This window comes from Nostoc sp. UHCC 0252, from assembly GCF_034931145.1.
GTDB lineage: Bacteria > Cyanobacteriota > Cyanobacteriia > Cyanobacteriales > Nostocaceae > Nostoc.
This window is the reverse complement of sequence record NZ_JAYGHE010000074.1, coordinates 1-12,600: the sequence shown is the minus strand read 5'-3', so window position 1 is coordinate 12,600 and position 12,600 is coordinate 1. Positions and strand designations below refer to the sequence as shown.

General features: G+C 42.9%; 15 protein-coding genes. 10 read left to right on the top strand and 5 right to left on the bottom strand.

All coding sequences use genetic code 11. From position 1 onward, the window contains the following. Nucleotides 1–24: 24 nt before the first annotated feature. On the bottom strand, nt 25–1,008 hold the full coding sequence (locus VB732_RS28860) for a GntR family transcriptional regulator (protein ID WP_323234297.1): 984 nt from the start codon (nt 1,006–1,008) through the stop codon (nt 25–27). 258 nt (nt 1,009–1,266) lie between these two features. Here VB732_RS28860 and VB732_RS28855 point away from each other — a divergent pair, with 258 nt between their 5' ends. The 3 genes from VB732_RS28855 (at nt 1,267) to VB732_RS28845 (ending at nt 3,459) form a co-directional block, all read left to right on the top strand. Next, complete coding sequence (locus tag VB732_RS28855; RefSeq protein ID WP_323234296.1) at nt 1,267–2,007, top strand: dienelactone hydrolase family protein; 741 nt, start codon at nt 1,267–1,269, stop codon at nt 2,005–2,007. A gap of 121 nt (nt 2,008–2,128) precedes the next feature. Further along, the gene (locus VB732_RS28850; protein ID WP_323234295.1) at nt 2,129–3,031 is read left to right on the top strand and encodes a S1 RNA-binding domain-containing protein; all 903 of its coding nucleotides are present in this window, start codon (nt 2,129–2,131) and stop codon (nt 3,029–3,031) included. A 266-nt stretch (nt 3,032–3,297) separates the two neighbouring features. Continuing rightward, complete coding sequence (locus VB732_RS28845) at nt 3,298–3,459, top strand: hypothetical protein (protein WP_323234294.1); 162 nt, start codon at nt 3,298–3,300, stop codon at nt 3,457–3,459. Nucleotides 3,460–3,483: 24 nt separating this feature from the next. Here the strand turns inward: VB732_RS28845 and VB732_RS28840 are convergent, their stop codons facing one another. Next, on the bottom strand, nt 3,484–3,783 hold the full coding sequence (locus VB732_RS28840) for a ferredoxin (protein ID WP_185584260.1): 300 nt from the start codon (nt 3,781–3,783) through the stop codon (nt 3,484–3,486). A 442-nt stretch (nt 3,784–4,225) separates the two neighbouring features. On the opposite strand from VB732_RS28840, the gene VB732_RS28835 reads away from it, so the two are divergent. From VB732_RS28835 to VB732_RS28820, 4 genes are read left to right on the top strand one after another with little or no spacing between them, the layout of a single operon-like run. Next, entirely contained in the window at nt 4,226–5,221 is a 996-nt protein-coding gene (locus VB732_RS28835; RefSeq protein WP_323234293.1) for a Gfo/Idh/MocA family oxidoreductase, read from the top strand. A 20-nt stretch (nt 5,222–5,241) separates the two neighbouring features. Further along, nucleotides 5,242–6,018, top strand: coding sequence for a type I methionyl aminopeptidase (gene map, locus VB732_RS28830; RefSeq protein WP_323234292.1), 777 nt, complete (start codon nt 5,242–5,244; stop codon nt 6,016–6,018). Nucleotides 6,019–6,051: 33 nt separating this feature from the next. Beyond that, a complete protein-coding gene (locus tag VB732_RS28825) occupies nt 6,052–6,681 on the top strand; it encodes a restriction endonuclease subunit R (protein WP_323234291.1) in 630 nt (209 codons plus the stop codon). Nucleotides 6,682–6,737: 56 nt separating this feature from the next. Continuing rightward, on the top strand, nt 6,738–7,352 hold the full coding sequence (locus VB732_RS28820; protein ID WP_323234290.1) for a Uma2 family endonuclease: 615 nt from the start codon (nt 6,738–6,740) through the stop codon (nt 7,350–7,352). Nucleotides 7,353–7,504: 152 nt separating this feature from the next. Here the strand turns inward: VB732_RS28820 and VB732_RS28815 are convergent, their stop codons facing one another. Continuing rightward, nucleotides 7,505–8,839 carry a pentapeptide repeat-containing protein gene (locus tag VB732_RS28815; RefSeq protein WP_323234289.1) on the bottom strand — a complete coding sequence of 445 codons (1,335 nt, stop codon included), beginning with the start codon at nt 8,837–8,839 and terminating at the stop codon, nt 7,505–7,507. A gap of 93 nt (nt 8,840–8,932) precedes the next feature. On the opposite strand from VB732_RS28815, the gene VB732_RS28810 reads away from it, so the two are divergent. Both VB732_RS28810 and VB732_RS28805 read left to right on the top strand, forming a co-directional pair. Then, nucleotides 8,933–9,265, top strand: a complete 333-nt coding sequence (locus VB732_RS28810) for a hypothetical protein (RefSeq protein WP_323234288.1) — start codon at nt 8,933–8,935, stop codon at nt 9,263–9,265. Then, nucleotides 9,243–9,551, top strand: a complete 309-nt coding sequence (locus VB732_RS28805) for a D-arabinono-1,4-lactone oxidase (protein ID WP_323234287.1) — start codon at nt 9,243–9,245, stop codon at nt 9,549–9,551. The genes VB732_RS28810 and VB732_RS28805 overlap by 23 nt, the downstream gene beginning before the upstream one ends. Before the next feature lie 314 nt (nt 9,552–9,865). Here VB732_RS28805 and chlP read toward each other — a convergent pair whose 3' ends face one another. Continuing rightward, complete coding sequence (chlP, locus tag VB732_RS28800; protein ID WP_323234286.1) at nt 9,866–11,086, bottom strand: geranylgeranyl reductase; 1,221 nt, start codon at nt 11,084–11,086, stop codon at nt 9,866–9,868. Nucleotides 11,087–11,691: 605 nt separating this feature from the next. On the opposite strand from chlP, the gene VB732_RS28795 reads away from it, so the two are divergent. Further along, complete coding sequence (locus VB732_RS28795; protein ID WP_323234285.1) at nt 11,692–12,168, top strand: hypothetical protein; 477 nt, start codon at nt 11,692–11,694, stop codon at nt 12,166–12,168. Nucleotides 12,169–12,248: 80 nt separating this feature from the next. On the opposite strand, the gene VB732_RS28790 is transcribed toward VB732_RS28795, so the two are convergent. Then, nucleotides 12,249–12,600 (bottom strand): hypothetical protein (locus tag VB732_RS28790; protein WP_323234284.1); only part of this gene is annotated, 352 nt, incomplete at its 5' end.

The following is a 12,600-nucleotide window of genomic DNA, read 5'->3' as shown; positions in this document are numbered from 1 at the left end:
ACCCCTCTCTTAATTATCTTTGAATTAACTCAAACCTAATTCTCGTTTTAGCAAGTTAATTGAGTTAATACCGATATAATTTTCAACCTTAATCAGCTTTGGTGGACGAATAATATCTTCATCAGATGCTTGTACGGCTGCTTGCACTGCTGCAAAACTGGCTTGGTCGCTGATGATGACCTCAGCCCGTTTAACCATAGCCTGAAGTTTATAGGCATCTTTTGGTTGTGCAGTCATCACTAATAGTTCATCTCCCCGCAAACCGTGGAGGATGACTTCTGCGGCTCGTGCAATCCCGGAACTGAGGCTAACTATGCCTACACAGTTTTCTTTTGGTAGGGTTTTTAAGAGGCTAAGTTCTTTGCTGTAGTCGTAGATATCTAGAGGAATTACCCGTGCTGCTTTCGGGGCTGCGATCGCTTCCACATTACTGATAAAATACCGACTTGTAACTACTGTCGCAGAGGTAGTTTTATCTAACACTGCTGTTAATTCTTCCATTGCTACTAACTGGACTGGTATTTTTAGCGATCGCTCCAATTCATAGACCATCAATTCACCAGCACCCATGTCATAGGATGGAACTGCAACCAGTACCCGCGCACTACAACGCAAGCGCCAGTCAATTTCTGCTAAAAATAGCTCTCTGGCTTGATTGAGTGTACATCCTTGGGTGAGCAGATCATCGAGTGCTTTCTGGACAACTTGATAGGCATCAGGATTTTGCTTGAGAATTGGTGATTGCAGCCTGCTACCGCCCTCATGACCTTGGGGACGAACGTAAATACCCGAACCAGCCATACTTTCAACAAATCCGTCTTCTTCTAGTTGACGGTAAACTTTGCTAATGGTGTTGCGGTGTAATCCAGTTTGCATTGCTAATGCCCTGGTACTTGGCAATTTGTAAGCAGGGGGATATTGCCGAGAAGCGATCGCAAATCGGATTTGATTAAACAGCTGGGTTGATGCGGGAATTTCGCTGTCTGGCTGAATACGGAATTGAATCATCACCAAACCTCCTGAATACTAAGTGCTGAGTTCTATGAGCGGTAGCGGGGCATTTAGCCCGTGCTGAGGTTTGAGTATTAAGTTTTGCTTTTCTACTCAGCACTCTTTTTGTGTCCAGATGCATTTGCTACATATCAATCATTTTATTTACATACGAAGCTTTTCTATTGATAATTTAATTACAAAAAACTTGGGCATACTGGCATAGTTATATCAAATAAACACACGGTTAATCACATAGCACTGGTAAAAATTATTATGACAGAGCAAGCAATAATTACCACAACGGTTAATCTTTTGCAAGATAATATTCAAGTGTCAGCTTATCTTGCAGAACCAAAAGACCCTGGATCTTACCCAGGAGTCGTGGTGTTACAAGAGATATTTGGTGTCAACGTTCACATTCGGGATGTTACAGAACGGATTGCCAAACTTGGGTATGTAGCGATCGCACCTGCACTTTTTCAACGCACTGCTCCTGGTTTTGAAACCGGATACACACCCGAAGATATTGAAACGGGCAGAGGCTACGCGATGCAAACTCAAGCCTCAGAGTTACTAAGCGATATTCAATCAGCAATTGACTACCTCAAAAATCTGCCCCAAGTCAAAAAAGATGGCTTTGGCTGTATTGGCTTCTGCTTTGGTGGTCATGTCGCATATCTTGCAGCCACTTTACTAGATATTAAAGCTACAGCTTCCTTCTACGGTGCTGGAATTACTACTCGCACACCAGGAGGTGGCACTCCTACTGTCACCCGTACCAGAGAAATTCCAGGTACTCTCTATGCCTTCTTTGGTAAAGAAGATGCTAGCATCCCAGGCGAACAAGTAGATGAGATTGAAACAGAGTTAGAAAAATATAAAATTCCTCATCGTGTGTTCCGCTACGATGGAGCTGATCACGGATTTTTCTGTGACCTTCGTGCCAGTTATAATCCTAAAGCGGCAACCGATGCTTGGGAGCAGGTAAAACAACTTTTTGGTCAACTGAACTAAAAACCATGCACCCAAGTTCGTCATTGGTCATTTGTTATTTGCAAAGGATAACTGACAAATGACAAATGACAATCTAAACTTCAATGGCATCAGCTCAAATAAAAATTAATCTTCAAAAGTCATGAATTCCGAATCGAAACTTTCTCAAACAGCCAATTCGTCATTTACAATGGACGATTTTGCCAAAGCGCTAGAAAAACACGACTACCAGTTTCAAAAGGGACAGGTTGTACATGGTAAAGTGTTCCAACTTGACCATGATGGAGCTTATGTCGATATTGGTGGCAAGTCGTCAGCTTTTCTGCCGCGCGATGAGGCTTCTTTGAGAGCAGTTACCGATTTATCGGAAGTGCTGCCGTTGCAAGAGGAAATGCAGTTTTTGATTATCCGAGATCAGGATGCAGAAGGTCAAGTCACTCTTTCTCGCAAGCAGTTGGAAATTCAGCACATCTGGGAAAGACTGGCAGAAATGCAGGAAAATGCTCAGACTGTGCAAGTAAAGGTTATGGGTGTGAATAAGGGTGGTGTCACCGTCGATATTCTCTCTTTGCGGGGATTTATTCCGCGATCGCACCTGGCAGAGCGTGATAATTTAGAAGCTCTCAAAGGTCAAAATCTGACTGTGGGCTTTTTGGAAATTAATAAAAATACCAACAAACTCATCCTTTCCCAGCGATTAGCAACTCGTTCTAGCAACTTCAGCTTATTAGAACTGGGTCAACTAGTGGAAGGCAAAGTGACTGGCATCAAACCTTTTGGTGTGTTTGTTGATTTAAATGGTATGGGGGCTTTGCTTCATATCAAACAGGTAAGCCAAAAATTCATTGAATCTCTAGAAAAGGTGTTTCAAGTTGGTCAGCCAATTAAAGCTGTAATTATTGACTTGGATGAGGGTAAAGGGCGGGTTGCTCTTTCTACCAGAGTTTTGGAAAACTTCCCTGGTGAAGTGCTAGAGAATATGGATGAAGTGATGGCTTCGGCTGAGGCGCGTGCTAATAGAGCTAATAACAAAGCTGCTGAATAGTTTTGACGGTGGGCTATTTGCACAAACGCACATGATAATACCCGCCATCGACTCTATCAATTAGATAACAACAAAATATTTCACAAAAATAAGGCACACAAAGACGTGTACGCACTATTGCGATTACAGTATCTAAGTGTGCCTTCTGCTTGGTTAAAAACAGTACGAAATGATTCGCTAAAGGCTATTAAATCAAACAAATTTAAGCGCTTCCCTGGGCTGGAAATGTGGGTAAAACCAAAATTTCAGTATTCAGATGTTTCGCTGTGAGCCTCAGAATTAATTCTTCTGAGACAGAGGTGTGGGCAATGCCATTCATCGGGATGCTGGAAGGCTACACTGAAACTATTTCGGTTCAGTGTAGCATTGAGATGTTTGGCGATCGCTCAGTCCAAATGTTCGAGCAACTACAATCACCAATTAAATAGATATTTGGCTATTTAGTTTTGCTCTTAATAGAGTTCTTCTTCTTTGTGAGTTTCGATTGTGACATTAGAAGTTGGGTAAGCAACACAGGTAAGTACATATCCAGCTTCTATTTGATCGTCATCTAAGAATGATTGATCGCCTTGATCGACAGTACCTGATACGAGTTTACCTGCACAGGTTGAGCAAGCACCAGCGCGGCAAGAGTAGGGCAGGTCAATACCAGCTTCTTCAGCTGCGTCTAAAATATAGGTATCGTCCTCAACATCGAGTGTTGTGTTCAGCCCTTCAGCCTCGTTGACTAGTGTCACTTTATAAGTTGGCATTGATTAATCCTCTCTTTTGTGAACGGCAGTATAAGTTATCTTAGGGCAAAGGTCGCGGCTGTTCTTGAGAATTAGCCGCTAGTTTATATTTGCTTCAATTCTGATACTACGAGAAAAATCAAACTATGTAACTGGAAATTGAACTCGATTAGTAATGAAATTTAGTTGCTTAATCCCGATAAGTTTTATTAATGTATTTACTGCTTTATTCCGGCTGTGATAACAAAAAGCTATCTCCTCACTAAGAAAACATGATTAAATTTGATGTTATTCAAACTTGCAATAAAGCTTTTCCACCCATAGAATCAGACTTTTGTCAAGACAACCAATAAACTTGAGGTAGTTTGAAATAAAATATTTCCTGCAACAACAAGGCTAACAAAAACCTATTTATAAGCAGGTTACATAATGGGTTTGTACCAAGTTTTTATATAGCAGGATCATGTATAATTCAGGAGCATCTTTGGAAAAAGCAAGAGTGCGTGTAGGTTTGGTAGGTACTGGGTATGCGGCAAAGTTGCGGGCTGAGGCATTGCTCCATGATGAGCGATCGCAGTTAATAGCAGTTGTTGGTCATACCGCAGAAAAAACCGAAACCTTTGTCAGAGAGTACCAGATTAAAGCGTTGAGTTCTTGGCAAGAGCTAGTAGAGCGTGAAGATATAGACCTGGTAGTGATTTGCACTGTTAATCGAGATCATGGTGCGATCGCTCGTGCAGCACTTAGTAACGGCAAACACGTAGTTATAGAGTATCCCCTTTCCTTGGATGTAGTCGAAGCAGAGGAACTGATTGCTCTAGCCAAAGCACAACAAAAACTTTTACACGTAGAACATCTAGAACTTTTGGGTGGTTTGCATCAAGCTTTGAAGCAAAACTTAGCCAAAGTTGGTGAAGTGTTTTATGTTCGCTACAGCACCATCAATCCCCAAAATCCTGCACCCCGTAAATGGACTTATAACCACGAATTGTTCGGTTTTCCCTTAATTGGGGCGCTGTCTCGCCTACATCGTCTCATCGATTTATTTGGTACAGTATTTACTGTTAACTGTCATCAGCGATATTGGGAAATAGAACCGGAATATTACCAAAGCTGTTTTTGCACTAGTGAACTATCCTTCAACAGTGGACTTTTAGCCCAAATAGTCTATGGCAAAGGCGAAAGTATTTGGCAATCAGAACGTAAGTTTGAAGTTCACGGTGAAAAAGGTGGTTTAGTTTTTGATGGCGACACAGGACTTTTCATCCAGCCAGGGGAAACAACACCTATACAGGTTGGCCCTCGCCGGGGTTTGTTTGCCAAAGATACAGGTATGGTGTTAGACCATCTTTTTGATGGCACTCCTTTGTACGTTACCCCAGAGGAGAGTTTGTATACCTTAAAGGTTGCTGATGCTGCTCAAAGAGCCGCACAGACAGGGTTCACTATGTTTATGTAAATTTGTCTAGATAAAAGTTAATGAAAACCGAACTAATTGTCATTTTATCCCAACGAGAAATAGAGAAAATGCGTCAGGCAGGGCGTTTAGCAGCCAAACTTCTCCAGCATCTCGAACCGTTTGTGAAGCCAGGGGTTAGCACTCTGGAACTAAATGATGAAGCCGAACGTTGGACGCAAGCGCATGGGGCAAAAAGCGCACCTCTTGGCTATAAGGGTTATCCAAAATCGATTTGTACCAGTGTCAATGAGGTAATCTGTCATGGCATTCCTAACGCCAAGCAGGTTCTCAAAGATGGTGACATTATTAACATTGATGTAACGCCCATTGTTGAGGGGTATCATGGCGATACATCCAAGACATTCTTTGTTGGCACTCCTTCCCCAAAAACGAAGAAGCTAGTAGAGGTGACAGAAGAGTGTTTGCGCCTGGGTATTGCTGAAGTGAAACCGGGGGGACGGATTGGCGATATTGGTGCAGCGATTCAAGAGTATGCTGAAGGGCAAGGCTTTTCTGTGGTGCGAGATTTTGTTGGACACGGCATCAGTAACATTTTCCACACTGCGCCGGATGTTCCTCATTATGGCACTCGCGGTAAGGGTAAGCGCCTCAGACCAGGGATGGTTTTTACTATTGAGCCAATGATTAATGAAGGTACTTACGAAGTCGAAGTTCTCAGCGATAAATGGACTGCGGTAACGCGCGATCGCAAACTATCCGCTCAATGTGAGCATACCTTAGCTGTAACTGAAGATGGCGTTGAAATTCTGACCTTACCTGAAGGCAAGAATTACTAGACTGGTAGGTTTTTCTCCTACTTAATTAACATAATGACTCAAATTGCTGCGGAAAACGTCACACTTGAGCAACTAATATTGCTCTATGGATTAGAGTTCGTTGATTCGGAAGAATTCTTTCGAGAGTGGCAAGATGACTTACCAGAACTGACAAGTTTAGAAAAGCAACTATTGGATCAAATAAAGGCAGGTTATTTAAATTTACGAAACCATCCGCCTTTATTAGAAAATACAGTTAACACTACTGTTTTATCACCACTGCTATTCATTGGTAAGTTTTATCTACCTCCTTTTCATCTCAAATTAGAGAAGTCTATCGAGATTGAAACACAAGACAACCAAATTATTATCAAAGGACGAATTGATTTCTTACTTCTAAATCAAAAATTATGGGTAACAGTCATTGAGTCAAAACAGGTTGCTTATTCTGTAGAAGCAGGACTTGACCAAATTTTGGCATATATGCTGGCTGCTCCCCAGTCACAAGATGTAGTATTTGGGATGATTACTTCTGGTGGCAGTTTTATGTTCATTAAACTGCTCAAAGGTTATCCTCCCCGCTATGCCACTTCAAACATTTTTGATGTCCGTAACCGTGGTAATGAATTATATAATGTACTCCAGATTTTGAAGCGTATTAGTCAATTGCCCGATCAAAGGTAGTTAGAATAATCAAGAGTAGGTATTGCATAAAATAAAACATATATGGAGGTAAGATTATGACTCAAGCGTTGCCCAAATTACTCACCTTCAACGAATTTATTGAATGGTATCCCAATGATGCTAAACGCTATGAATTGCACAAAGGAGTAATTATTGAAATGCCACCCTCAACCGGAGCGCATGAAAAAGTTGTGGGATTTATAGCCCATAAGCTAACTGTCGAGTTTGATCGCCTGAATCTTCCCTACACTATACCCAAAACTTCATTTATCCAAACTCCTTCTGCCGAATCTGCTTATTCGCCTGATGTGTTGCTGCTAAATCTTGATAATCTCGACAATGAACCGCTTTTTCAAAAACAGTCAACAGTAAGCCTTGCAGCATCGGTTCCAATAGTTATTGAAGTTGTTTCAAGCAACTGGCGAGATGATTATTACAATAAGCTTGGGGATTACGAAGAAATGGGAATTCCCGAATATTGGATTGTTGATTATGCTCCATTGGGTGCAAGAAAGTTCATCGGTAATCCCAAACAACCGACTATTTTTGTATGCGAATTAGTTGATGGTGAATATCAAATGACACCTTTTCAAGGCAATACAACGATTTCATCACCTACTTTCCACCAATTAAATTTAACTGCACAACAGATTTTTAATGCGGCTAACTAATTTTTTAGTAAGAATTCAGCACCCAGGAGTCAGGAGCCAGAATTTATCAGTAACCTAGAATGATTGGTATATTTATTCATCAAATGTTCTCTTGATTTTTTAACTATTCTGAATTCTGAATTCTGACTCCTGAATTCTTACATTTTTTATAACTATCTTCCCAACTTATTAGGGATACCTTCACAACCACCAGGAATAGTAGCTCTAGTTTTTTCACCACCCCAAGCGCAACAGTAGCAACGTGCAGACTCAGACATCCGTTGCACATTACTGAAATCGGCATTTTCCACTACAGCGCCAGTTTGTTCGCCGGTTTCATAATCTGGGGGTTCAGTGCGGCTGCGGGGTGATGCTTTATCCACTACACCATAGAATAGGCGAATGCCGTTAATGTCGGCATCGCTAAGATTAGCACTATATAAAATAGTGCGGGAGAGGTTGGCTTTTACTAAATCACAACCGCTCAGATTAGCGCGGACAAGATTAGCTTCGCTCAGATCAGTCCAACGCAAATCAGTACCAGAAAGGTCTGCTGCGGCTAACATAACGCCTAAATCAATGACGCGCACACCTTCTAGGCGGTCTTCTGCATATCCACCACTTCCGTTGAAAATGGCTCGACCTAATCGGCCATCGCGTTTTAGAGGTGACAATAACTTAGAACGTGAGAGAAAACGGAGAATTTTCGCTTTACCACTGCTATCAACACTACTGAAAATTGCCGCCGTGCGTCCTTCAGCGATCGCTCTTTCTTGAGGCCAATCTTCTAATAGCCCTTCTTCATCTAACACCAAGTCTGAAACGCCTTGGAAATAGGAATCAATTGTCTGTTGCTGGGTAATAATATTTTGCTGAATCGTCAGCATGTTTTGCTGAATTGTCAAGTCTTTGGAAATAACATATTGCCGCCACGCGACATAAACAGCAATGATGGCGATGAGAATCTGCCCCAAAGCGCCAAACCATTCTGCTAGGCTACCAGCAATGTCCCAATTAATTTTGCGTCCTAAAGCAAGTAAGCGATCGCTTACACCTGTGAACCTAATCAAGCCGATGATGGCTACTAGTAATCCCAAAAAGGCCACAAACAGGGTGCGTTCTTGGGGTGAAAACCACTCGTTTAAAACTTCTTGGAACCAAGGCAATAATATGGCTAGGGATAACAGCAAACTTATCAGCGTTCCGATAATGCCAACGATCCAGTTATTGAGGATAATTCCAGTAAAGGTGATGGCGATCGCTATTAGAGTAATTAGCAATGCCCTTGGCTTAACTGTGAATTGGCTGGTAGTAGGTTGCTTGAAGTCAGAACGAGCTTGTTTTAAAGCATTTGTATGTTGCGGAGATTGCAAAGACCCAATCGCCGCTAGTACATCTGAGGTTAAGTTCTTCTCAGTTGAACTACCGTCAAAGTCATCCGGTTGCAAATCGTTGTCGGAAACTGGTTTTGGGGTTGGTGGATTAGAGGAATCGGATTCAATCGTCATGTTTTCTATTTTGCCCCTTCAATCCAGGTTATGCAGCTTTCCCACAGGAGTAAATTGTTGAAAAACAGGCTGAAGATTATCCTGCTTGTGCTTGTGGCAGTTACCACTATTGCTTTGACAGTCATTGCCAGACCTGTTGCTCACCTGACTTTAACAGCTTGGAGCGATCGCAATGATCGTCAAACTCTGCCTCCTGGCACGGTTGATGATGCCAGTCACCTGAATCAAACACGGGTGACAATTAAGCAGGTTAATAGTCAGCCTGGAATTACTGAGGTGATATTACAGTCTGTACTTAGAGATGCCTTACGTCAAGATCAGAAGGTAGCGATCGCTGGAAGCTTTTTTAGAGAAGTGTCGCGTGATTATTCCGCAGTTCAAAGGGGATTTGCTCAATGTCACAGTGCGAAATGTTCACCAAGATAACGACAGTTTTCTCAGATATGCCGATGGGGAAGTTTTTGGATTGGTGATGCTGTTTCATCAGCAACGCACTCAAGAGGGGGAGGCAAAGATGGAGGTAATGACCCAGAAACTGATTGAGGCAGCCCTTGCAGTTGGCGGCAGGTATTATTTACCCTATCGTCTCCATGCTACACCGGAACAATTTCGTCGAGCTTATCCACAATCGGCTAAATTTTTCGCCCTCAAGCGCAAGTATGACCCCAATGGGATTTTCCAGAATTATTTTTACCAAAAATACGGCATTTAAAAGGCAATACGGTTTGGTTAAGGCTTAACGCTTTGTGAAAATAAATTTCTTTCTTCTCTCTGCGTCCTTGGCGTTCTTGGCGGTTCGTTAAAAAAATTCACTTTCAGTAAGAGTTTTAGGCTTAACTGAACCGTATTGGTTAAAAGGGCGTATCTCTGACAAAGACAGTGTAGTTGACTGTTTAATTCTGTCCGAAGTATTGATATATATTGTGGGGTGGGCATCTTGCCCGCCCAAATGAATCAGCGTCCAAGATATCCACCCCACAAAATTGAGTAATTTATTTGTTGGAATTCCCAGTCCTTTGCCCTCAATTAAGGTGCAAGGGCATTACCCCGAATTAGACTACCAATGGTTTTGGCAGTAATCTTCAATTGAGTAATGGGATTAGCTGGGACAACCGTCTTATACAAATAGCTATCGAATGTTAGCCGTTGTACATCGAGGTCATCACACATTTCCACAAATGCTTCGCGGGTAGCGTCGGAACGATAGAACACGCTTTGCAGAATGTCCAACACCTTGTAGGTGAGTCCGTATCTCTTATCCCAACGCTTCAGGTAAATCTTGAGGTCGCCTTCTGTAGGAATCCGGCTACCACTGTTAGATGCTTCTACAATGGTTTCCGCACACATCCGCCCAGATTTAGCGGCAAAATAAATACCTTCACCAGAGGATTTGGTAACGTAACCAGCAGCATCTCCCACCAAAGCGATGCGACCAACGACACGACGGGGACGGGGATGTTCAGGGATGGGGTGGGCCTCGACTTTGATGATTTTACCGCCTGCCAATTTCTCGGAAGCACGGGCGCGGATACCAGCTTGTAACTGTTTGATGCTGGCTTTATTGATGTGCATTGTGCCAGTACCGACAGCTACGTGGTCATATTTGGGGAAAACCCAAGCGTAGAAATCGGTCGAAACGTCATCACCGACATACATTTCGGCGAGGTCGTTATAGTAGGCCATTTTGTCTTCGGGTAAGCGAATTCGCTCTTGGAAAGCGATCGCATAATTGTAATCCCCAGCGTCCATTTCTTTAGCAACGCGAGAATTAGCCCCATCCGCCCCAATGATTAAATCCACCTTCAGGGTTTTGGCAATCCCCTGTGAGATACCTTCTGCATGGTCAACGTAATGGATGGTATAGGGATCGGTATTATTTCCTGGGATATCAAGTTTATGAACAGTAGCATTAATTAAATTTGCGCCCAATTTTGCCGCGCGATCGCGCAAAAAGCCATCCAGCACTTCCCGGCGGCACATTCCTATATATTCATCTTCATTTACCAGATTAATATCAACTTCCCGATTAGAAGGTGAAATCATTTTCATCTTCCGTACCCGGCGATCGATAATCTCTGGTGGTAAGTCAAATTCACTCACCATACATAGGGGAATTGCGCCCCCACAAGGCTTTGCATTGTCTAGCTTCCGCTCAAACAGGTAGGTTTCAATCCCAGAGGCTGCCAGTGTTTCTGCGGCAGATGAACCAGCAGGGCCTGACCCAATAACAGCAACCCGTAGTGTCAAAGGTCTTTCTCCCAAATCTTCACATTTACCGAGAGCATACTACCACGGTCTTTCTAGTGATTTGGCGGTTTACCTCCAGGTTTCTGCTTAAATGCAATATTCCTTAATGTTTCGATACGAAAAACGAGATGGCGGATGGATGGCATTTATCAGTGGGAATCATCAGAACTCATTTAGCTTGAAGCGTAAGTTTTACCCCACCCTAACCCTCCCCTTATAAAGGGGAGGGAACTAGATTTCTTTCTTTTTCCCCCCTTGGAAAGGGGGGATTAAGGGGGGTAATTCGACTTATGTGTACACCAGAGAGGTTAATTTCCCTACTCTCCCTTCCTTAAATACTGTGCGATCGCATTTACCACTGGGAATCATCACAATTCATTTAGCTTGAAGCGTAAGTTTTACCCCACCCTAACCCTCCCCTTTATAAGGGGAGGGAACTAGATTTCTTTCTTTTTCCCCCCTTGGAAAGGGGGGATTAAGGGGGGTAATTCGACTTATGTGTACACCAGAGAGGTTAATTTCCTTACTCCCCCTTCCTTAAATACTGTGCGATCGCATTTACCAGTGGGAATCATAACAAACAGATTCATCACGGTAAATAACCAATGGCTTACCAAAACATTACAGGCTCCCTTTCCGCAGCAGATATCCAAGAAATTAAAGCTGCCTTTGCGACTATCCAAGCAAAGATGCCCTTTCTCGTGACGCTGAGTGTGGAAGAACGACGCAAGTTATTTAAGATGGGCGATAAAAGCCTAGCTTTTGTCAACACTAGCCTAACTGCTGCCCAGTCTAACCGAGACATTTTACCAGCCAGTTTTGATGTAGACGAATTTGTGCGCGATTATCAATTAGCCGCCACCCTCACCGAACTGTTGATTAAACTGCAACAACTGACAGAACAGGTAGATGATACCCTAATGGCTGTCGGCAGCGAAGCAATGGGCAGCAGTTTGACAGTTTACGACTACGTGAAGACAGCTGCTAAGAAAACTCCAGGGTTAAAAACTATTGCCGAACAGTTAGGGGAACGCTTTAAAGCTATTAAAAGTAAACCTGTTAAAGCTGCATCTGATTCATAGGCAAATATTGCCATTCGGTTTATAGCCGTTCTCGCTTGCGTCAAATACAAGCATTCGTAGGGGCACAGCATGCTGTGCCCCTACCGCGTATCGTGGTGTAGTGCATTCAAACAATAAATGCTGTAGTCTTTGAATTCCGCGAATGAGTAGTTAAACCTCATTAATGAGTCTTTAATACTCGTGAGCGAGTCTTTGATACTCGTGGACGAGTCTTTGATACTCGCGGGAGAGTCTTTAATACTCGTCGGCGAGTCTTTGATCCTCGTGAGCGAGTCTTTAGCACTCGCGGGAGAGTCTTTGATACTCGTTGGCGAGTCTTTGATACTCGCGGGAGAGTCTTTGATACTCGTTGGCGAGTCTTTAATACTCGCGGGAGAGTCTTTGATACTCATCGGCGAGTCTTTGATACTCCTGAGCAAGTAAGTAACTACG

Bases quoted from the DNA above. Each gene is read 5' to 3' on its own strand.
- VB732_RS28860 (WP_323234297.1), bottom strand. From the start codon at position 1,008: ATGATTCAATTCCGTATTCAGCCAGACAGCGAAATTCCCGCATCAACC.
- VB732_RS28855 (WP_323234296.1), top strand. From the start codon at position 1,267: ATGACAGAGCAAGCAATAATTACCACAACGGTTAATCTTTTGCAAGAT.
- VB732_RS28850 (WP_323234295.1), top strand. From the start codon at position 2,129: ATGAATTCCGAATCGAAACTTTCTCAAACAGCCAATTCGTCATTTACA.
- VB732_RS28840 (WP_185584260.1), bottom strand. From the start codon at position 3,783: ATGCCAACTTATAAAGTGACACTAGTCAACGAGGCTGAAGGGCTGAAC.
- VB732_RS28835 (WP_323234293.1), top strand. From the start codon at position 4,226: ATGTATAATTCAGGAGCATCTTTGGAAAAAGCAAGAGTGCGTGTAGGT.
- map (WP_323234292.1), top strand. From the start codon at position 5,242: ATGAAAACCGAACTAATTGTCATTTTATCCCAACGAGAAATAGAGAAA.
- VB732_RS28825 (WP_323234291.1), top strand. From the start codon at position 6,052: ATGACTCAAATTGCTGCGGAAAACGTCACACTTGAGCAACTAATATTG.
- VB732_RS28820 (WP_323234290.1), top strand. From the start codon at position 6,738: ATGACTCAAGCGTTGCCCAAATTACTCACCTTCAACGAATTTATTGAA.
- VB732_RS28815 (WP_323234289.1), bottom strand. From the start codon at position 8,839: ATGACGATTGAATCCGATTCCTCTAATCCACCAACCCCAAAACCAGTT.
- VB732_RS28795 (WP_323234285.1), top strand. From the start codon at position 11,692: ATGGCTTACCAAAACATTACAGGCTCCCTTTCCGCAGCAGATATCCAA.